The 20,046-nt window shown below is 39.7% G+C and carries 18 protein-coding genes; 6 read left to right on the top strand and 12 right to left on the bottom strand.

The window, feature by feature from the left end; all coding sequences use genetic code 11:
* Positions 1–21 precede the first annotated feature (21 nt).
* The 9 genes from argF to ctaG all read right to left on the bottom strand — a co-directional run bounded on the left by argF (position 22) and on the right by ctaG (position 11,276).
* Positions 22–975: an ornithine carbamoyltransferase gene (argF, locus tag BK583_RS07480; RefSeq protein WP_055736314.1), complete on the bottom strand. Its 954-nt coding sequence runs from the start codon at positions 973–975 to the stop codon at positions 22–24.
* Positions 951–4,112 carry a carbamoyl-phosphate synthase (glutamine-hydrolyzing) large subunit gene (gene carB / locus BK583_RS07475; RefSeq protein ID WP_055736313.1) on the bottom strand — a complete coding sequence of 1,054 codons (3,162 nt, stop codon included), beginning with the start codon at positions 4,110–4,112 and terminating at the stop codon, positions 951–953. Before carB ends, argF begins: the two co-directional genes overlap by 25 nt.
* Positions 4,105–5,181, bottom strand: a complete 1,077-nt coding sequence (locus tag BK583_RS07470; RefSeq protein ID WP_038481484.1) for a carbamoyl phosphate synthase small subunit — start codon at positions 5,179–5,181, stop codon at positions 4,105–4,107. Before BK583_RS07470 ends, carB begins: the two co-directional genes overlap by 8 nt.
* A gap of 75 nt (positions 5,182–5,256) precedes the next feature.
* Positions 5,257–6,408, bottom strand: coding sequence for an acetylornithine transaminase (gene argD / locus BK583_RS07465; protein WP_038481487.1), 1,152 nt, complete (start codon positions 6,406–6,408; stop codon positions 5,257–5,259).
* Positions 6,409–6,423: 15 nt separating this feature from the next.
* Positions 6,424–7,188 carry an acetylglutamate kinase gene (argB, locus tag BK583_RS07460; RefSeq protein ID WP_158318534.1) on the bottom strand — a complete coding sequence of 255 codons (765 nt, stop codon included), beginning with the start codon at positions 7,186–7,188 and terminating at the stop codon, positions 6,424–6,426.
* A gap of 13 nt (positions 7,189–7,201) precedes the next feature.
* Entirely contained in the window at positions 7,202–8,431 is a 1,230-nt protein-coding gene (argJ, locus tag BK583_RS07455) for a bifunctional glutamate N-acetyltransferase/amino-acid acetyltransferase ArgJ (RefSeq protein ID WP_139366171.1), read from the bottom strand.
* 13 nt (positions 8,432–8,444) lie between these two features.
* Positions 8,445–9,482 (bottom strand): N-acetyl-gamma-glutamyl-phosphate reductase, encoded by a 1,038-nt coding sequence (argC, locus tag BK583_RS07450; protein ID WP_055736311.1) that lies wholly within the window; start codon positions 9,480–9,482, stop codon positions 8,445–8,447.
* Positions 9,483–9,773: 291 nt separating this feature from the next.
* Positions 9,774–10,370: an SCO family protein gene (locus tag BK583_RS07445; protein WP_236702396.1), complete on the bottom strand. Its 597-nt coding sequence runs from the start codon at positions 10,368–10,370 to the stop codon at positions 9,774–9,776.
* Between the two features lie 18 nt (positions 10,371–10,388).
* Positions 10,389–11,276, bottom strand: a complete 888-nt coding sequence (gene ctaG, locus BK583_RS07440; RefSeq protein ID WP_055736309.1) for a cytochrome c oxidase assembly factor CtaG — start codon at positions 11,274–11,276, stop codon at positions 10,389–10,391.
* Positions 11,277–11,393: 117 nt separating this feature from the next.
* On the opposite strand from ctaG, the gene BK583_RS07435 reads away from it, so the two are divergent.
* The 6 genes from BK583_RS07435 (at position 11,394) to BK583_RS20665 (ending at position 17,891) form a co-directional block, all read left to right on the top strand.
* Complete coding sequence (locus BK583_RS07435) at positions 11,394–12,206, top strand: Cof-type HAD-IIB family hydrolase (RefSeq protein ID WP_038481497.1); 813 nt, start codon at positions 11,394–11,396, stop codon at positions 12,204–12,206.
* Between the two features lie 22 nt (positions 12,207–12,228).
* Positions 12,229–12,684, top strand: coding sequence for a GNAT family N-acetyltransferase (locus tag BK583_RS07430; protein WP_038481500.1), 456 nt, complete (start codon positions 12,229–12,231; stop codon positions 12,682–12,684).
* A 118-nt stretch (positions 12,685–12,802) separates the two neighbouring features.
* Positions 12,803–13,408 (top strand): YkzI domain-containing protein, encoded by a 606-nt coding sequence (locus BK583_RS07425; RefSeq protein ID WP_038481503.1) that lies wholly within the window; start codon positions 12,803–12,805, stop codon positions 13,406–13,408.
* A gap of 135 nt (positions 13,409–13,543) precedes the next feature.
* Positions 13,544–14,797, top strand: coding sequence for a hypothetical protein (locus BK583_RS07420; RefSeq protein ID WP_055736308.1), 1,254 nt, complete (start codon positions 13,544–13,546; stop codon positions 14,795–14,797).
* The gene (locus BK583_RS07415) at positions 14,769–17,732 is read left to right on the top strand and encodes a DEAD/DEAH box helicase (RefSeq protein ID WP_055736307.1); all 2,964 of its coding nucleotides are present in this window, start codon (positions 14,769–14,771) and stop codon (positions 17,730–17,732) included. Before BK583_RS07420 ends, BK583_RS07415 begins: the two co-directional genes overlap by 29 nt.
* Positions 17,733–17,747: 15 nt before the next feature.
* Positions 17,748–17,891, top strand: coding sequence for a hypothetical protein (locus BK583_RS20665; protein ID WP_158318535.1), 144 nt, complete (start codon positions 17,748–17,750; stop codon positions 17,889–17,891).
* A gap of 29 nt (positions 17,892–17,920) precedes the next feature.
* Here BK583_RS20665 and BK583_RS07410 read toward each other — a convergent pair whose 3' ends face one another.
* From BK583_RS07410 to BK583_RS07400, 3 genes are read right to left on the bottom strand one after another with little or no spacing between them, the layout of a single operon-like run.
* Positions 17,921–18,421, bottom strand: coding sequence for a BsuPI-related putative proteinase inhibitor (locus tag BK583_RS07410; RefSeq protein ID WP_055736306.1), 501 nt, complete (start codon positions 18,419–18,421; stop codon positions 17,921–17,923).
* 14 nt (positions 18,422–18,435) lie between these two features.
* On the bottom strand, positions 18,436–19,257 hold the full coding sequence (locus BK583_RS07405) for a YitT family protein (protein WP_055736305.1): 822 nt from the start codon (positions 19,255–19,257) through the stop codon (positions 18,436–18,438).
* Entirely contained in the window at positions 19,247–20,029 is a 783-nt protein-coding gene (locus tag BK583_RS07400; RefSeq protein WP_055736304.1) for a serine aminopeptidase domain-containing protein, read from the bottom strand. Before BK583_RS07400 ends, BK583_RS07405 begins: the two co-directional genes overlap by 11 nt.
* Positions 20,030–20,046 lie beyond the last annotated feature (17 nt).

Here is a 20,046-nt window from a genome sequence, read left to right as displayed (position 1 = left end):
CAATAAGGATTCCCTAGATTATCATCGATTATGTGAAATAACAGAAGCCAAAATGGCTTTTTGAACGTGAAGTCGATTTTCAGCTTGATCGTATACAACAGATTGTGCTCCATCAATGACGCCACTAGTTACTTCCTCATCACGGTGCGCAGGGAGACAATGCATAAATAGCGCCTTTGAATCAGCTACAGCCATTAATTCTTCGTTTACTTGATACGGCTTCAAATCTAGACTATGTTTGCTTTGCTCGTTTTCATAGCCCATACTCGTCCATACGTCAGTATAGATGATATCTGCCCCTTTTGCTGCAACAAATGGATCCTGCTCCACTTGAATGATCGCTCCTGTTCCCTTTGCTTGTTCTTTTGCTCGAGCGAATACATCACTATCTACCTCGTAGCCTTTAGGACTAGAAATCGTAACATTCATTCCGGTCTTAGCACCAACAGCCATTAAAGAGTGGGCTACGTTGTTTCCATCACCTACATAAACAAGGGTTAAGCCTTTCAAGTCGCCTTTTTTCTCTTTAATCGTCAGGGCATCAGCAAGCGCTTGACAAGGATGATAGGCGTCTGTTAATGCGTTAATAACAGGAACCGTTGCATGGGTTGCAAATTCCTCTACAGTTTGATGTGAATTCGTTCGAATCATAATGGCATCAACATAGCGAGAGAGCACATTTGCTGTATCTTTAATTGGCTCCCCTCGACCAATTTGTAAGTCTTTCGGGCTTAGAAATAACGCATGCCCTCCTAGTTGTGTCATGCCTACCTCAAAAGACACTCTGGTTCTTGTTGACGCATTTTCAAAAATCATACCGAGTGATTTTCCCCTTAGAAGTTCATTGACCTCTCCCTTCCGAGTCTCTTGCTTTAATTCACTTGCTTTCGTTAATAAAAAATCAATTTCCTCGACGGTATAGTCAAGCAGGGTTAACATATGTTTTCCAATTAAATTGATGGCTGTGCTTTGCATAATGTCGACTCCTTTTTCACATTTGATAGGTCTCGCCACTCCGCTATTGACTTTAATGGGAAGGACGGGTGTTGATAATAAGTAAGGCTGGCAGCTACAGTAGCTTGTTCTGTAAAGACTGATAGTTGCTGCGCAAGCGCTTGATGACGATACGTTTCACTGCCTGATTGCCCTGGTAGTGTAAGATCAATAAACGCCTTCGCTCCAGCTGTTTCGATCCAGTCTTCAAATTGGTCCGTTTCAATTGTAAAGCCAGCTTCTTTCAGTAATTCAGAGACGTATTCTTCTATGCCGGCATCTACCTGTAAGAAAACGGATTTGTTAGGGTGATCTTCAAACAGAGTTGGCAATGTCTCAAACGGCGCACTTACTTTTGCTAAAGCCTCTTCAGGCGTTTCACCAATCATCAATAATTCTCCTGTTGATTTCATTTCTGCTCCTAATTTCGGATCAAGACCAGACAACTTTCCGTATGAGAATACAGGTGCTTTAGCAGCAAAGAAAGACGGCTTCTTTTTATCTAGAGGAAGTTGACTAATCGTTTCCCCTAGCATTAGCCTTGTAGCATAGGCAACAAATGGTTCACCTGTTAGTTTTGCTAGAAGCGGTACCGTACGAGAAGCACGAGGATTTACTTCAATCACATAAATCGCATCACCTTGTACAACAAATTGAATGTTAAAAATGCCTTTAAAGTCTATTGCATCGGCTAATTTTTTGGCGATGATCTCTAAACGATTTTGAACCGCACTTCTTAAACGATAAGGTGGTGTAATAGCCAAACTATCACCTGAATGAACGCCTGCTTGTTCTACATGTTCAAACATACCGGCTATATAAATCTCTTTTCCATCTGTTAATACATCTACATCTATTTCAATCCCTTGTACATACGTATCCATAAGGAGCGGAAATAAACCTTTATAAGGATGATGGTTCAAATAATCTTCCACTTGTTTTTTTGATTGTAAGATTGCCATCCCTTGACCTCCAATTACAAATGAAGGTCGCACTAGTATTGGAAATGTTGCTTGATCACAATAGTTTAACGCTTCTTCTATTGACGAAACGGCCTCACCAGGAATTGGTTCAACACCGATTGTTGAAAGTAATGTATAAAATCCTTCACGCTCTTCAAGCTCGTCTACACAAGCAGAGGAAACACCAAATACATGAATTCCTGCTTGTTCCAGCTCTTTGGTCAGCTTTATACCAGTCTGTCCACCTAACGTTACAACAACGCCCTCAACTTGTTCATGATGGACAATAGCCACTACATCTTCAAGAGCAAGAGGTTCAAAGTAAAGACGGTCTGCTGTCATATAGTCTGTACTGACCGTTTCAGGATTGTTATTAATAATGATTGCTTCGTAACCAAGCTCACGAATCGTCTTAGCACCATGAACGGAACAATAATCAAATTCAATTCCTTGACCAATTCGAATAGGACCAGAGCCGATGATGACGATTTTTTTGTTAGGTGAAGGAAGGCTTTCGTTTTCGCCAAAGTAACTTGAATAAAAATATGGAGTCTGAGCTTCAAATTCTCCAGCGCATGTATCAACCATTTTATAAACAGGTCGAATCCCCATTTCTTGGCGCGTGTTTCTTACTTCCTCTTCGGTATTGTTCCATTGATTGGCTAAATTTTGATCAGAAAAGCCAGCTTTTTTGTACATTTCCATCTGGCTTTTTGTTACAGATGATAACGAGTTTGCCTTCAAATCGTTTTCCATCTTAATAAGACTTGCAAAACGTTGTAAGAAAAAGCGATCTATTTTCGTTTCTTGATGAAGCTCTTCGACACTTATTCCACGGCGAAGAAGCTCGAACAGAATAAAGAGACGACGATCATCTGCTTGACAAATCATTTTCCATAGGTGAGATGTCTCTTCTTTAACGAACTCACCTCTTGCTAAATCTTCAATGCCAATTTCCAGTGATCGAATGGCCTTTTGCAGCGCGGCACCAAAGGAGCGTTCGATTGCCATCACTTCACCTGTAGCTTTCATTTGTGTACCGAGGGTACGATCAGCTTGATAAAATTTATCAAACGGCCAGCGTGGAAATTTTACAATACAATAATCCAAGGCTGGTTCAAAGCTTGCGTACGTATGACCTGTAACAGGATTTAACAATTCATGTAGATGATAACCAATGGCTAGCTTGGCAGCTATACGAGCAATGGGGTAACCAGTTGCCTTTGATGCGAGAGCCGATGAACGTGATACCCTTGGGTTCACTTCAATTAAGTAATATTGGTCACTATGCGGATCAAGTGCAAATTGAATATTACAACCACCGATAATACCTAAGGCACGAATGATTTTCGTTGAAGCAGAACGAAGCATTTGATAGTCTCGGTCAGTTAACGTTTGTGATGGAGCCACAACAATGGAATCACCTGTATGAATACCAACCGGATCAATATTTTCCATATTACAGATTGTAATACACGTATCATTCGCATCCCGCATCACTTCGTATTCAATTTCCTTGAAACCGGCAATACTTTTTTCTATTAGACATTGATTAATGGGACTCTGTCTAATTCCATTGGCGACGATCGTACGCAACTGATTTACATTATGGGCGATCCCACCGCCGGAACCACCAAGGGTATAGGCAGGTCTCACAATGATAGGAAAATCAATTTTCTTAGAGAAAGCAACGGCCTCTTCAACCGTATGGATAATATCACTTTCAGGGACAGGTTCTTGTAATTCATTCATTAAATTACGAAATAGCTCTCGATCCTCGCCCTTTTTTATAGACTCAATAGGTGTGCCTAACAAGCTGACGCCATAGTGCTCAAGAATCCCATCATCATGAAGTTTTAACGCTAAATTTAATCCTGTTTGACCACCAAGTGTAGCCAATAGACCATCTGGTTTTTCTTTTTTTATTATATTTTCTACTGTCGCTGCCGTCAGTCGTTCAAAATAAACAACATCAGCACAGTGCTCATCTGTCATAACTGTTGCTGGGTTAGGGTTTAGTAAAATTACGCGAATGCCTTCTTCTTTTAGTGCCAAGCATCCTTGCGTACCGGCATAATCAAATTCTGCTGCCTGGCCAATAACAATTGGTCCTGATCCGATGACTAACACGCTTTTTATGGAAGATTGGTTATGCATATAGATGATCTCTCTCCTTTAGCGCCACAGTTTGAATAAATTCATCAAAAATGGCGTTTGAATCCATTGGTCCAGGGCTTGCTTCTGGATGAAATTGTACCGTCATAACTGGTAAATGCTTATGCATCAGCCCTTCAACGCTTTTATCGTTCACATTCATATAGCGAACGTCAAAATCAGTCTTTTGAATCGATGCCTCGTTTACAACGTAACTATGATTTTGACTTGTCATATAGACTCGATTCGTTTGATAGTCCAAAACGGGCTGATTTGCTCCTCGATGACCGAACGTTAGTTTTTCTGTTTCACCGCCAAAGGCTAGAGCTAGCAGCTGATGACCTAGGCAAATCCCTAATGATGGATAGGTAGTTGCGAGCTCATGGATAGTCGTTAAACACGAATCTAGTTTTTTGGGATTTCCGGGACCATTTGAAAAGATTAGTCCATCTGGTTTCAACTCATCAATGGTTTCTTTTTTTGTCTCATAAGGTACAACGGTTACTTTCATGCCTTTTGCAACAAGTTCATCAACAATAGACTGTTTATAACCGTAATCAATCAGAACAATGTGTTTGATCCCACCCTCGTTGTAAACCTTTCGATCTTTCGTGCTGACAAACGGGACAACATCTTTATGTTCAAGTCCTTCGGCTTCTATAACAGATTGATTAGCATCAGTTGTCATTGTCGCTTTCATATCTCCATGTTTACGAATACGTTTCACGATTGCTCTTGTATCTACTTGCGTCATATATGGAATGCCATGTTTTTCTAAATACATACAAAAGCTCTCTACTTGACTATAATGGGAAGGGTTTTCCTCTACTTCTGCTAAAATAACGCCTTCTACTTTTGGACCTTCGCTTTCAAAGTCCCTTTCGTTTACGCCATAGTTCCCAATCATTGGATACGTAAAGACAACAATTTGTCCTTTAAATGATGGATCACTTACTACCTCTTGATACCCTGTCATCCCTGTAAAGAAGACTATTTCTCCGTTAACTGGGTCCTGCCCATGCCATGTTCCTTCAAATTGCTCTCCACTCTCTAATAAAACGTACCCTTTCACACTCAATCACCTCATAAAGAATAAATATTCTTTTTATCGGATAAAAATACATTTGTGCGTAAAAAAAATGCTCGTTTATCCGTTTTGTTCAATGTCTGTTAAAACAGTCTTTATTATTGTTTGAGCTTCTTCCCACTCTTGCCTCGTTAAAGTAAGCGGCGGTAACAATCGTGTTACATGAGTACCGGCAGGCAATAGTAACAATCCCTTTTCTTCACATCTATGGATGACTTGTTGTGCTTCTACAGTCGTTTCAAGTCCAATAAGGAAGCCACTCCCACGAATGTCTTTCACAATAGAACATGTAGATAGCTCTTGTTTTAGTTCCTGGACCCATTCATTGGACTGCGTACGAATGGTTGCCAAAAATGACGGTTCATAAACGTCTAAAACAGCTTTTACAATTGCCATACCTAATGGATTACCGCCGAAGGTTGAACCATGTGAGCCTGTTTGAAACGATTGGATTAATGCTTTCTTCCCTAACATTGCGCCAACTGGAAACCCGTTACCTAGTCCTTTCGCAACTGTCACGATATCTGGATCCAACCGATAGTGTTCATAGGCGAAGAATGTACCTGTTCGCCCGATTCCTGTTTGGATTTCGTCGATGATTAGCAAGAGATTGTGTTTTTGTTTAAGGGTGTTGATGGCTTCGACATACATTTCGTTGATAACATGTACGCCACCCTCTCCCTGCACAACTTCAATTAGAATCGCAGCTGTATCTTCTTGGACAGCTGCTTCAAGTGCGTCTACATTGTTAAATTCAACATAGGTAAACGAAGATAATAAAGGGCCGTAACCTTCGTGAACAGCAGCTTGACCTGTTGCAGCCATAGAACCAAGTGTTCTCCCGTGAAATGATTGTTTCATTGAAATAATATGCGATTTGCCAGTTGCTTTTCGCGCAAGTTTAATCGCTGCCTCATTGGCTTCAGCCCCACTATTGCAGAAAAACACAGCGTCACAGTTGCTTTTTTCAACAAGCTGTTTTGCTGCTTGTTCTTGAACTTCATAATGAAATAAGTTGGAGCCATGCCATAATAGATCTGCTTGTTTGTGCAAGGCCTGCACGATACTAGGATGATTGTGTCCTAAATTCGTAACGGCAATGCCAGACATAAAATCTAGGTATCGTTTACCATCTTGACTATATAAAAATGCTCCCTTGCCTTGAGTTAACTGGATCTCTTTCTTCTTATAAGTAGGAAATAAATAGCTCATAATCGACTCCATTCTTTATGGAACGAGGGTTCCTTTCTCAATAACCGTGCCACTTTCTACAGTTAATCGCTGTTTTCCACTTACAATACGTACTCGCTGTAAATGATCAGAAAGACTGTTTAATGCACCTGTTACTTTAGGAATCATTCCGCCTGTAATGTCACCTTGCTCAATAAACTTTTTAATATCTTTTTCATTTAGTTTTGCTTGCTTTTCAGCTTGAATATAAACACCATCTACATCCGTCACCACAATAAACTCTTCTGCCGTTAATGCTTTTGCAACCGCTGAAGCAACTGTATCTGCATTAATATTTACTTGCTTCCCACACTCCGTTAAACCTAATGGAGAAACAACTGGAACCATTTGTTCTCGAAGTGCCGTCTCTAGTACGTCGGTATGGACCGCCTTCACATCACCAACTAAACCTAAACGTTGCTCATCTAATAGGGTTGCATGAACAAAACGGTGATCATATCCATTTAACGATATTGCGTTCATTCCTAAAGCCTGAAGTTGACTAACAATGGATTGATTCACCTGATGAAACAAGACGTCCTTTACAATGGTTAGCACCTGTGCCGTTGTCTTTCGTAATCCGTTATCAAATTCGACTTCAATATTAGCCCTTTCCAATTGTTCATTAATGGCTGGGCCACCGCCGTGAACAATAATGAGTTCCTCACCAGAGCGCTGACGTTCAATTAGCCCTTTGTAAAATTCTTCACTAAGTTCAGCTAGCATGCTCCCACCAATTTTTATAACCGTTCGTTTGCTCACGTATAATGACCTCCTAAGTACGATACCCTGCATTTATACGAACATAGTCGTAAGATAAGTCACAGCCCCACGCTTTTCCTACTCCAGTTCCAACATGAAGATTAACTGAGATAACAATGGTTTCCTCTTCTGTCATATACGCCGTTATCTCTTTATCATTCGTTCCGCATGGTTCGCTTTCCTTTAGTGTTGCATATGGACCGATGGCAATATCAATCAGATCGGGAGAAATGGTGCATCCACTATATCCAATTGCACAAATAATCCTACCCCAGTTGCCGTCTTTACCAAATACTGCTGTTTTCACTAAATCAGAACCGACGATCGTTTTCGCTATTTTCCCTGCATCGTCATTGGATTTTGCCCCAACTACCTGTACTTCAATAAGCTTCGTTGCACCTTCTCCATCTCGAGCAATCATTTTAGCAAGCTCGGTTGCACATAGCTGAAATGCCTCTTGAAAAACTCCCCATTGCGGATGATTTTGGTTAAGCTGCTTGTGCTGCACTTTGTTAGATGCTAAGGCAAGTACCATATCATTTGTAGAGGAGTCACCATCTACAGTTATTCGATTGAATGTTTCATTTGTTGTATCTCTTAGTAATTGTTGCAACTCGCTGCCTTTTATTGTAGCGTCAGTAGCTAAAAAACTAAGCATCGTTGCCATGTTTGGATGGATCATCCCCGATCCTTTAGCAACACCAGCAATACGAACAGGCTGCTCATCGATAAGAATTTCTACGCAAATTTCCTTCGTTGTCGTATCTGTCGTTAAAATGGCTTCAGCAAAGCTTCCTTTGCTTTCTGCTACTGATAACGTATTGATTCCTGCTCTAACCTTATCCATTGGTAACTGTTCGCCAATTACACCTGTCGAAGAAACAGCAACATCGGTTTCATTCAAATTGAATTTTTCTGCTACACATTTTTGCATTTCTTTCGCATCAATCATTCCTTGTTTACCTGTACAGGCGTTAGCATTGCCGCTATTTACAACGACTGCTTGTAGCGTACCTGTCGTTTCAATAAGAGATTTCGTAAGACGAAGCGGAGCTGCTTGGATTTGATTTGTCGTAAATACCCCAGCCGCCTCTGCTACGTTCTCGCAGTAGATCAGTCCAAGATCAGGTTTTTTTCGTTTTAATCCGCAATGAGTACCTGTTGTATAGAACCCTTGTACATCATCAATGCAGCCATTTTCAATTACATTTATCTGCTTAAATCGTTGTTCACTTAGAATCACGTCTTTCCCTCCATTACGGATAAACAGGAAGCACCATTAAACCTGTATGCTCCTCCCATTCATTCATTAAATTCATATTTTGAATGGCTTGCCCTGCAGCGCCTTTAACAAGGTTATCAATAACGGATGCGAGAATAACCCGGTTCGTCCTCTCATCATAAGCGACACCAATATCACAATAATTACTTCCATACACATGTTTAGTTTGTGGAAAATCACCAATGTCACGAATACGAATAAATGAATGATGCTCATATGCCTGTTTCAAACAATCATAGAGTTTCTTACTCGTGACACCCTCCACTCCTGACGCATAGATTGTTGCCATAATCCCTCTTACCATTGGAACAAGATGTGGCTGGAAGCTTACTTTAATTTCTTCATTTGTAAAGGCCCTCAGTTCTTGTTCAATTTCTGGTGTATGCTTGTGGGTAGCAACACCATAAATTTTGAAGTTCTCGTTCATTTCACTAAAATGCGTCGTTTGTGATGGGCTCTTTCCAGCTCCAGATGTGCCTGTCTTTGCATCAATAATAATGGATGCTGGATCAATCAATCCTGCTTGTAATACCGGAACTAGCGCAAGCAATATTGCCGTTGGAAAACACCCCGGGTTCGCAATGAGTTGTGCCGATTGAATAGTGTCTTTATTCCATTCACTTAATCCATAGGTTGCCTGTTTTATCAATGAAAGAGATGCCGCTTCTCGTTTGTACCATGTTTCATAGATTGATTGCGAATGTAACCGTAAGTCTCCTGACAAATCAATGACTCGAATGCCTTGATCTAGTAGCCATTGACTCCACTTACTTGAGACGCCTGGTGGTGTCGCTAAAAAGACCGTATCCACTTGACCACTCAGCTCTGCTTCGACTAATGGCCGAAGTGTATATGTATCGCCATTTAATAAATGAGGATAGTGATTGGTTAACAGCACTCCTTCTTCACTCGATGTATAAAGATTAATGGATTCAATTTTTGGATGCTGGTTCAAAAAACGGATTAACTCCACCCCTCCGTATCCACTAGCACCGATAATACCAACATTCATCGTCTCACTCCCGATTCATTTTCTCTTGATATTTACCTATTATAAATATGAATAAAAATAAATTCAACTGTATTTTTATTTTATTTATCCTCTTTTTAAGATACAATAGAATCGATTTAAACCGTCATGCACTGTACTTGTTCATTCCTTATGCAAGGAGCATCTCTCATTTTGCTTTTTTAGTAGAATTAGATTGTGTATACAACATAAAAAAGCACAATCAATAATCGCTTTTAGTGCGATCATCAATTGTGCTTATCCATTTAAAAACGATGAGCAATAGGATTTGCATTACTCCTCATTGGAAACATACGTAATAATATCTGCTAAAATATCATCTTGATTCATTTCAAGTCCATTGTATTTCCTTACCACCTGTCCCTCTTTATTGACTAAAAAGAAACTTGTGGAGTGGATAATATCTTCTGGTGTATCACCATACGCATAAGGAACACGAAAAGCTTCATTTGAAAAGGTTTCAAGTTCATCGATGGCATAACCCGTAAGAAAATCCCAACTTCTAGAACCAATTCCGATGTTTTCAGCATATTGCCTTAATTGCGAGGGTGTGTCGTCAATTGGATCAGCTGTAAAAGTAACAAATTGAAGTGGGTAGCCCTCTGCAAGTAAATCTTGTTGCAATTGATTCATATTTGGCATCATTGTCAAGCAGACAGTCGTACAATTAGTAAATGCGAAATTAGCAAGCCAATGCTCTCCATCTACATCACCCGAACCAAATGATTCATCATTCTGATTGGTAAACGTAAATTCTGGAACATGAATGTTTGCTTCCGTTAAATCAAATTGGGATGATTGGCCCATCCCATACATCCAACCGCAACCAGATAATAAAACTAAAGTGAGTATACTTATCAATGTTTTCAATGTAACCATCCTTCGTCTTTAAGATCGAGGAATATCGCTAATGGTTAATTCACCGTCTTGAAGCTTTTCATTTCTTAACCATTGTTTAAAGACGTAACCAATCGAAATTCCATACACTATTTCTTGGAATACCTTCATTAAAACACCTGCCAATTGCTGATCTGTTCGTGCATCCAAAAATTGCAAGGATTCAGGACTTCCGAATGCTGCCAACAACGCTCCTGGACCTGTTCCTCCAGGTAAGCAATAGGCCATAACATTCGCCCAAATGATCGGGTCCGTATAAACAGCATACATTGCTTGAGGAGCGAATATAATCAATGCACATGCAGGCGTAATTAATAAGCCATTAGCAAAAATATAAAAAATGCGTCGTAATTCTCTAAGCTTGTACGAGCTTGGTACAGGCGCTAAAATAAACCACCACATTAACGCCGCCGCAAAAAGTAGCACCCATTGATAGAGACTATGTAAAAATGGTGCTTGCATGAGCGTGTCAAACATGAGCGGAACATGATAAAATGAAAAAAGACCATTAAACAGAAGTAGCGCAACAATGGGATTCCATACATATCGCAATGGCCGAAATGCCCATTTGCTATTAAGAAAGGCTTCATACCATTTTATTGGAATACCAAGTAGTAGCAATGGCACTGCAACAAAATAGGCAAAGACCATTTGCATCATATGAATTGTCATCATGACATGACCAAAGACGTAAAGTGGACTCCCCCAGCCTAAATAAAGTGCCAACAAGCCGCTCATAAAAAAGAAACCCTTTTTAACAGAGCCTGTTTTTGTTTTTCGGATCAGCCAACAATAAAAAATAGCAACAATGACTATGGATACAAGCAATTCCGGTGTCCATAATGCACGGAATCCTAAGCTTGAAGCAAACGTTTCCATCTGCGTCCTCCTTCCAAGCAGGAACTTCTTATACGTACCTATCATAGCACATCAAGTCCTTATTCCATATGTGCATCCGTGTATTTTTTGTTACTAATTAAAATTAAAGGAGAACGTATGTTACCAAGACATTTAATCGCATTAGACTTAGACGGCACATTACTGCCAGGCAACCAGACAATTTCAACACGTACAAAAGCTGCCTTGTTAAGCGCTAAAAAGGCTGGGCACCTCGTTGCTATTGCAACAGGAAGGCCATATCGAGCCAGTAAACGTTATTATCAAGAACTTAATTTAACAACACCTATTATTAACTTTAATGGGGCAAGCGTTCATCACCCACTTGATCAACAGTATCCGAGAACAAAAGCAACAATTGATTTAGACACAAGTCGACACCTCATTAGAACGTGCCAGCAAGTCGGCATTGAGAACATGATGGTCGAAATTGATGATGCGTTTTATATGGCTAAAAATGAAGGATTCTTTGCGAACTTTCTTACAGAAGGAATTGAGCCAATTGCGTCCGGTACATTAGACGACTTACTTACCGACCCTCCAACAGCCATTCTAGTTGAACCACTCCCAGATAAAACGTTAGAGCTACGAGCTGCATTAGAAGGCACCAAAAGTGAAACAACTTTGCAGCGCTGGTGGAAAGGCAAAGTATCAGTATTAGAAATCGCCCCTAATCATGTGACGAAGGCGACTGCTTTACAAGAATTAGCTACCCACTATAATGTGTCAACTGAACATATTATCGCTTTTGGGGACGAAGAAAATGATTTAGAAATGATCGAATTTGCTGGACAAGGTATTGCCATGGGGAACGCCATTCCAGAATTAAAAGAGATTGCGCACGCAGTTACTGATACAAATGAAGATGATGGAATTGCAAAATATATTGAACAAGCACTTCAACTGAGGTAATCATTTATGGGAGGGGACAATCATGATTGACATTGTTGAACTTTCAGCAGATACAACGGCTGAAACGAAAAGAGAGCTCACCTCTCTCTTTGAAAAACAACTGCATAACATTGCGGGGAAACAAGCGATTACACAAATTGAAACGCTTTTGAACGAAGCCCTTCTTCCCCAATCTCAAACGTATTTCTTTATTGCACGCTATGAAGGCACTGCTGTTGCTTTTGCCTTCTTTAATACAATGACAAGTTTCCAAAAAGGCGGTCAATACATTTGGTTAAATGAAATTTATGTAGACGAAGCGTATCGGAACCAAGGGATTGCTAAAAAACTGTTACTGCGCATTATTTACTGGGCAGAGAATCGAAAAATTAAAGGAATTGAATTGGAAACAGGGTTACATAATGAAGCGACAAAGGCATTGTACAATTCACTTGGATTTTATGACGTTGTTTCAAAACGGTACTCCTTTCGTTTTTAACAATAAGCTATACGCCTATTTTCTTGCGAACTAGGCGTATAGCTTCTTTTTTTTTACGATTTTACATAGACTAAAGCAATCTCTTATTTAGTGCCTTCTGCAAAAGGAGTGTAAGAACATGTCTGCAATTCCTTGGCCGACAGAATTTCAAGAACTTTCAATCAAAATCACAAAACGCACATTGCATCAGTTTATCAAAAACATGATGGCAAATGAATACGCTCTTTACTGGCGCTATGATTCAAGCTTTATCTATCTCATTATTGAGTTGGAAGACTTGGTTCATGAACTTCCTTTCATTCGTAATGAACAGTTTTTAACCCTAAAAGCAAAAAAGCTATATATTTATGATTCCATTCTTTCTGATGTGATTGAAGAACTCTTACAATCTGAAAAAGGAACAGGTGTCGTGAAAAGAATGACGGAAGGGCCACAGTATGTGACAACATACGAGCATGGAGACATTGCCTCTACAGTTGAAATTGAAGGGAGTGAGCAAGGTATGGCGAATAAAAATGTACCGATGATTCAATATAAAGAGAATGGAAAATCCCTTGGTCCAAAAACAATGATCAATGTCATGAATTTAGAAATTAATTATATTTTAATGGAGCTTTTTGAAGCAATGGAAGAAAACAACGAAGAAGCTATCGCTGAACACAAGCACCGTTTGAAAAAATTAGTAAACCGTCGCTCACAAGTAGAAAAACTTCTTAAACTTTAATTGCATTTCACCCTTAGCACATCATGTGCTTTTTTTTTGAGTTTACACCATTTATAGCAAATCATTGGCTAGGCTTTTTTTTCATCGCTAAAACAGGTAAAATAGAGAGATACTGTTTTATCATGAGGTGAAAAATTGACGAACACCTATCGCCGGTTGCGTACTGAAATGGAACCGTTTCTAAAAGGAATGAACCGAAAACTAAAATCATCTCGGTACCTCTCCCCTAATCAAATTGAAACATTTGGGCTAGAGGTGCAATCTGAGTTAAACGTTTATAAAGAAGACGAACAGCTACACGGCTTCTTTGTTATCATTGATTTTATTTATGAACAAGCTCAACAAGACGGAAAATGGTCTTCTCTTGAACGGAGGCTTAATCCTTTTTTTGATACAGTCACTCATTATGTATATACAGCTTCCTTTTCTAAATCAAAGAAGCTAAAAGCACGCTTTGCAAAAATGTTAGGTACGTATGTGGTACAGTCTATGCGCGATAATGACGCCCCTTATGCTCGACTTTTCTCTGCCTATATGAAAACTTTCTCAGCCGATCAAATCGACAAGCTGGACCATTACTTTATTGGGCAAGATATGCACAATGCTTCACGAAGTTTTTGCATAGCTATTAGTTACTTTTATTTATACATCGGTAAAGAATCTCAGGCAATGGTCTTACTGAAGCAAGCAAGCCCAGTATTAGCAAGCGAAGCCGAGGCCCATATTGCATTATTAACACAGCGAGAGCGTTATGAACAGGTGTTACGTTGGTTTGATACATTCTTTCCAAACAAATCGGACAAGCTCGGTACGCTACAAGAGTATTACGATCAGTCAACGTCCTTACATGACTCATCGTCCATTCAGTATGAAACATGGGACCGATGGTTAAAAGCCCCTTCATTTAAACGCTTCAAGACGCTAATGAGTCATTATTCGACTAAACAGAAGGAGCTAGTGCTTGATTATTTATTGCCGCATCTAGAGGAACGACTTTTTAACGAAGCAAATAAACTGGTCTATATTCAAATACTACTTGAAAAGGAAGACTTTGAACGTATTCAGCGCTATTTCCTTTTGAATGAAGCCAATCCATTAGAGTTACATGAGCAGAAGCAGCTGTTATTGCAGCGACTTGCTGAAGCGCGACCTGAGCTCTCGCTTCCTGTTTATCACCAGTTTATTATCCGCTTAGCAGAGAAACGCTCACGAAAATATTATGTCGAAGCAGCTGAGTATGTTGACAAGCTCGCATTCATTTATCGGCGGTTAAATGAACCACATCGATACAATCAATTTAAGCAAATTTTACTGAAACGATATCAATCGTATCGTGCGTTTATTGAGGAGTTGAAACGTCGTGAATCAAACATCAATATGGATTCATAGTGGCTGGGTAGATCAGTCCTTTTTCATATGGGCAGAATCAAAGGGACAACCAACTCAAGGAAAAAGTGGATTTATTTACCCTTTCCTCTACTCTCCTTTTGAATTAAAGCTCCGACTCTTTCAAACCGATCCCATATCGTTTTACGGTACGTTCTTAACGTTATCAAGAGCCATTATTCATGTTCCTCTCGCTTCACGTGAGTTTCAATCTTATGTTGGCTCAACCATTATTTATCAATCGGCTGATTCATGGAAAACACACTTTTTTCCCATTGAAGGGATTGAGCTATCGCTACAAGAATTTGTTCAGTTTTATCCATTATTCCGCACTTGGAAACAGGATTTTCAACTAGCGGATGACTTTCACGTTTGGCTTCGTTTTATGGATAACGTATATAGACTTATTGAAGAAGGTTTTTTTGAGCCAAATCAACATGGTCATTGGATGTTAAAGGTAAAGGATAGCTGGTATACAAACTGGATAAGCGCCATGCCAAAATCAACTTTTTCTATAGCGGCAACTCAAGAGGGTCAGCAATTTGCTCACGAAGAAGATGAAGACTATGTTTTAGCACGAAAAGCCATTATGGAAGCGATTGTTGATGCCACCATTCGAAGTATTGTTCTTGAAGAGGACGTCGCTCTTATTTACGATCAATGGCAGCAGTCGGTTGATGAACCGATCCAGCCTTTTCTGAAGTCTTTAAAAAATAGAGAAACCACAACGATGCTGAAACAATGGCACACGCATTCGTTTCAGCACCAACTCGGATTAAAACAAGAAGAACCATTTAAAACAGCTATTGTGTTAAATGAACCACAAGACAACCAAGACTGGACCTTGTCTCTTGCTTTAATTGATCGAACGAATCAAGAACAACTTGTACCGGTGCAGCAGTTAGCAACTGGAGAACATCCATGGTTAACAAATCCCATCCCGCAGTTAAAGAAAGATTTAACCTATATACAAGATGCGTTCACAGTACTTTCAGGCTTAAATTTATCTTCACCAACTGTTCATGTTAGCAGTGAAGAAGCGTACGAGCTCTTTATGCAGCACGAACAGTTTGAACAAGTAGGCATTACGTTGATTGTTCCGAATCAATTAAAACAAACGCCGTCTATTCAGGTGAAGCTTAAAGATATACAACAAGAGACGTTTAATAGCGTCGATCCACTATTGAATTGGCAAAGTTTATCGCAATTTGATTATTCTATTATGATCGGATCTGAAGAAATGAGCCAAGCCGATTTTCAAGCTTATGTAAATGAGCAAAAATCGCTGCTGAATATTAATAACCAATGGCTCGTTTGGGACCCTAATCTCGCCGAACGGTTAAAACAGTTCCTTGATAAATTACAGCATGACTATACGTATCTAGATGCATGGCGCCTCGATCAGGAAGAAGAATTTGAGGAATTAGAAGATATTGATGTATCCATTGAATGGTCGCAAAAAATACAGGAAAAGCTACCTCACTTATATCGAAACGAGCCTAGCCTTGTCTCCATTCCTTCTACACTAGTTGGAGATTTACGCTCCTATCAACAGCAAGGATTCAGTTGGTTAGTTCATTTAAGACAAATTGGCTTTGGTGGCTGCCTTGCTGATGATATGGGGCTTGGAAAATCCATTCAGACGATAACGTATATTCTATATGTTCTCGAACAGCAAGCGGAAAAAAAGGAGCCTTTTCTTCTTATTTGCCCAACCTCGTTACTTTATAATTGGGAAGCCGAATGTCAGAAGTTTGCTCCAGATTTAAATGTGTTTATTCATCATGGAAATGACCGTCTTCTTGAACAAGATAAGCGACTTTACGAGTACGATTTGATTATTACGTCTTACACACTTGCCTTACGAGATGAGAGCTTGCTTCACACTCATTATTGGAATGGCTTGATTCTCGATGAAGCGCAGCATATAAAAAATAAAGAAACGAAACAGCGTAAATCCATTCGTAAGCTGAACGCGACCCATCGAATTTCTTTGACTGGAACACCTATTGAGAATCGCTTAACTGAACTTTGGTCTTTAATGGATTTACTAAACCCTTCTCTACTAGGAACGTATAAACAGTTTTATTCAAACTACATTAAACCAATTGAAAAAGATCGGGACGAAGATCGTCAGCACCAATTACGAACGGTTATCCAGCCCTTCTTGCTTAGACGTACCAAAGAAACAACAGAAGCTGAATTAAACTTACCTGCTAAGCACGAACGATTAACACACGTTCCTCTTTCTATGGAACAAATTAGTTTATATCAAGCGATTGTAAACGACATTGAAGATCAGATTCATACCGTTTCAACAATGGAGCGTCGTGCGCTTATATTGCGGACAATCACCAGGTTAAAGCAAGTGTGTAATCATCCAGCTCAGTTTCTGAAATCGTCTTTAGATGAGCATACATCTGGCAAATGGCAAGCTTTTCAATCGTTGATACAAGATATCTACGAACGCAGTGAAAGCACACTAATCTTCACACAATACAAGGAGATGGGTAAGCTTATTCGAACGTATTTAGAAGAAACTTATGACGTTTCTACTTCTTTTCTTCATGGTGGTTTAACGAAAAAACAAAGACTTGAAGCGGTTCAAACGTTCCAAGAAAGTAAACAGCCTTCTTTCTTTGTTCTATCTTTAAAAGCAGGTGGGGTCGGTTTGAATTTAACAAAAGCTACAAATGTAATTCATTATGATCGCTGGTGGAATCCTGCTGTTGAAAATCAAGCTACTGACCGAGCATATCGTATTGGTCAAACCGATGATGTGCATGTCTACAAACTGTTAACAGAAGGTACAATAGAAGAGAAAATAGATCGGATGATAGTTGGTAAACAGCATTTAGCCGATGGAATCTTAGCATCTTCTTCACAAGTGACAGAACTTAGTGATGATGAATTACTAGCGTTGCTACGTTTATCTTAAAAAGGTGGTAGTACTGTGAGAGAAGAATTTGAAGAGTATTGGAAAGCAAAAATGATAGAGCAGGAGAACAAAGACACTCTCCCCCAAACGCCGGCAGGCTCATCGGAATGGAAAGCACTAAAAGAAGCCATTCAACAAAAAGCAAAAGAAAAAAGGTAGGCACCTTATCGGTGCACTACCTTTTTTCTTTATTCAGATTCACTTATTTCAACTTCGATTGACTTTGTAAACGTTCCTGGATCACTTAATGATTCTACAACACTGTCGTCAACTAATAGCTCTACAGTCATCATATACGAACCGGCTGGGATATTCTCTGTTGGAATCTCTTCTCTTAGATCTTGTGTCTCACCTGGTTCATACGTCTTTTCGGTCACACTTTGTGCAAACATATGCTCATTTGAATAACGGAACACTTCTTCTTCTTGTGCATTCACTAACGTAATTTCATAGAGCTGTTGGGAAGGAAAAGTTAATGTCTGAGCTTCCTCTGAATCGTTTTCAATATACATTTCTACATATAGCATGTCGTCTGCAAGTTGTTGATCCACTGTAAATAACCACTCACCACTCATTGTTGAATCTCCTCCAGCAGGTATATCTTGATTTTCTTCTTCATCAGCCTGTCCTCCACATGCGGCTAACGTAAAGGCAAGTGATATCCCTACTAATACATTCCACGTCTTCAACGCAATCCCTCCTATTAATCTTTCCGAAACAAACCGAAGATACTAGCCGTTTCTACAATATTGGTAAATGCCTCCGGGTCAACTTCCTCTACAATATTTTTTAGCTCATACAATTCATAACGTGTTAACACAATCACAAGCATTTCTTTTTCTTCAAATGTATAGCCACCTTTTGCAGGTATTCGAGTGATGCCTCGCGTTAGGCGTTGATGGATAGCCTTATTTAACACGTCTGCATTTTTCGTTACAATCATAGCTGTTAGCTTGACATACCTTGTATGGATCGCATCAATAAAGCGCGATGTCACATAAATGGAAATAAGGGTAAATAACGCTTTCTCTGGGTCAAGCATGACACCTGAAGCGATGACAATGATTGAATTTAAAATAAAGAAAAAGCTCCCAACAGGTCGGTCAGAAATACGGGCCAACACGAGCACGATAATATCAAGTCCGCCAGAAGAAGCCCCCCATTTAAGCAGTAGTCCTGCACCTGCTGCAGCAATTACACCTCCAAAAACGGCATTCAGCATGATGTCTTCAGAAAACGCGTAGACAGGCAAGACTTCTAAGAAAATGGTTGTTAACACAACACTTGCGAAACTATAGATGGTAAAACTCTTCCCTACTTTTAACCACCCCAAAATGGCAACGGGTATGTTTAATAAAAGTAATAATATCCCTGTTGATAAAGGGACGATATATGATAAAAGCTGTGCAACACCTGTAAAACCACTCGCAAAAACATCCGCTGGGATGAAGAAAAAGTTTAACGAACTGGCTAACAGAAATGAACCAATGACAACGATAAAGATTTTACCGATTTCACGATTCATACGACAAGGTCACCTTAATCTGATTCATGCGTTGCTGTTCAAACCAAGCAGTTGCATCAAGCATCGCCTTTCTCGTAATCTTATGATCTGCTCCTTTTTCAGCGAAAAACGTAATGTCTGCATTGTTCACATCAGGAGAATTCTGTAGCTGTTTTAAGAAGCGTTCTGCAAAGGAGTAAGGAACCGTCTTATCCTCAGTGCCATGCCAAATATAAAGCTGTCGTCCCTTTAACACACTGACATCTTTTGAAAGATCATCGGCACTAATTTGCTCGAAGACTTGTTTCTTTTGCTCTTCTGTTAGATGAATATCTCGCTGAGCTGCTAGTTCAAACATGAGTTTAGAGAATTCCTCATATTGCGGTGCACCCATAAATAAGCATGCCTTTTTAATCCACTCGTATCGCTTTAATAAACCATATGACGTAATTGCTCCCATTGACGTTCCACCAATATAAAGTTCATCTTCTTGTGAAGGGTATCGCTGGAGAACCTCTTCTACTAAGTCAGGAAATTCTGTAATTGATTGTTGCACAACTGTCCAGAAATGGCGGTATGAGTCACGAGTCCCTTCTCCTCGGGCTCCGTGATAAAGCGCATCAGGTAAAATCACTCGAAACCCTTGTTTTGCAATCGAGTAGGCAATGTGCAAATTGTGTTCTTTCGCACTGGTTACACCATGAAAGAAAAACAGCGTTGGTTTCTCATCGGACCCTTCTTCTTCTACGATTAGTAATGGCACAGTATGTATCCAATCTTCTTGTATAATCATGTTTTCACTCCTACGTT

It is taken from the genome of Shouchella oshimensis (genome assembly GCF_002019765.1).
In the GTDB taxonomy this organism is placed as follows: domain Bacteria; phylum Bacillota; class Bacilli; order Bacillales; family Bacillaceae_D; genus Shouchella; species Shouchella oshimensis.
Note: the sequence above shows the minus strand (reverse complement) of the source record. Positions and strands in the feature narration are given on the sequence as shown.

Bases quoted from the DNA above. Each gene is read 5' to 3' on its own strand.
- BK583_RS07435 (WP_038481497.1), top strand. From the start codon at position 11,394: ATGTTACCAAGACATTTAATCGCATTAGACTTAGACGGCACATTACTG.
- BK583_RS07430 (WP_038481500.1), top strand. From the start codon at position 12,229: ATGATTGACATTGTTGAACTTTCAGCAGATACAACGGCTGAAACGAAA.
- argF (WP_055736314.1), bottom strand. From the start codon at position 975: ATGCAAAGCACAGCCATCAATTTAATTGGAAAACATATGTTAACCCTG.
- argC (WP_055736311.1), bottom strand. From the start codon at position 9,482: ATGAATGTTGGTATTATCGGTGCTAGTGGATACGGAGGGGTGGAGTTA.
- BK583_RS07400 (WP_055736304.1), bottom strand. From the start codon at position 20,029: ATGATTATACAAGAAGATTGGATACATACTGTGCCATTACTAATCGTA.
- BK583_RS07405 (WP_055736305.1), bottom strand. From the start codon at position 19,257: ATGAATCGTGAAATCGGTAAAATCTTTATCGTTGTCATTGGTTCATTT.
- argD (WP_038481487.1), bottom strand. From the start codon at position 6,408: ATGAGCTATTTATTTCCTACTTATAAGAAGAAAGAGATCCAGTTAACT.
- ctaG (WP_055736309.1), bottom strand. From the start codon at position 11,276: ATGGAAACGTTTGCTTCAAGCTTAGGATTCCGTGCATTATGGACACCG.
- BK583_RS07425 (WP_038481503.1), top strand. From the start codon at position 12,803: ATGTCTGCAATTCCTTGGCCGACAGAATTTCAAGAACTTTCAATCAAA.
- carB (WP_055736313.1), bottom strand. From the start codon at position 4,112: ATGCATAACCAATCTTCCATAAAAAGCGTGTTAGTCATCGGATCAGGA.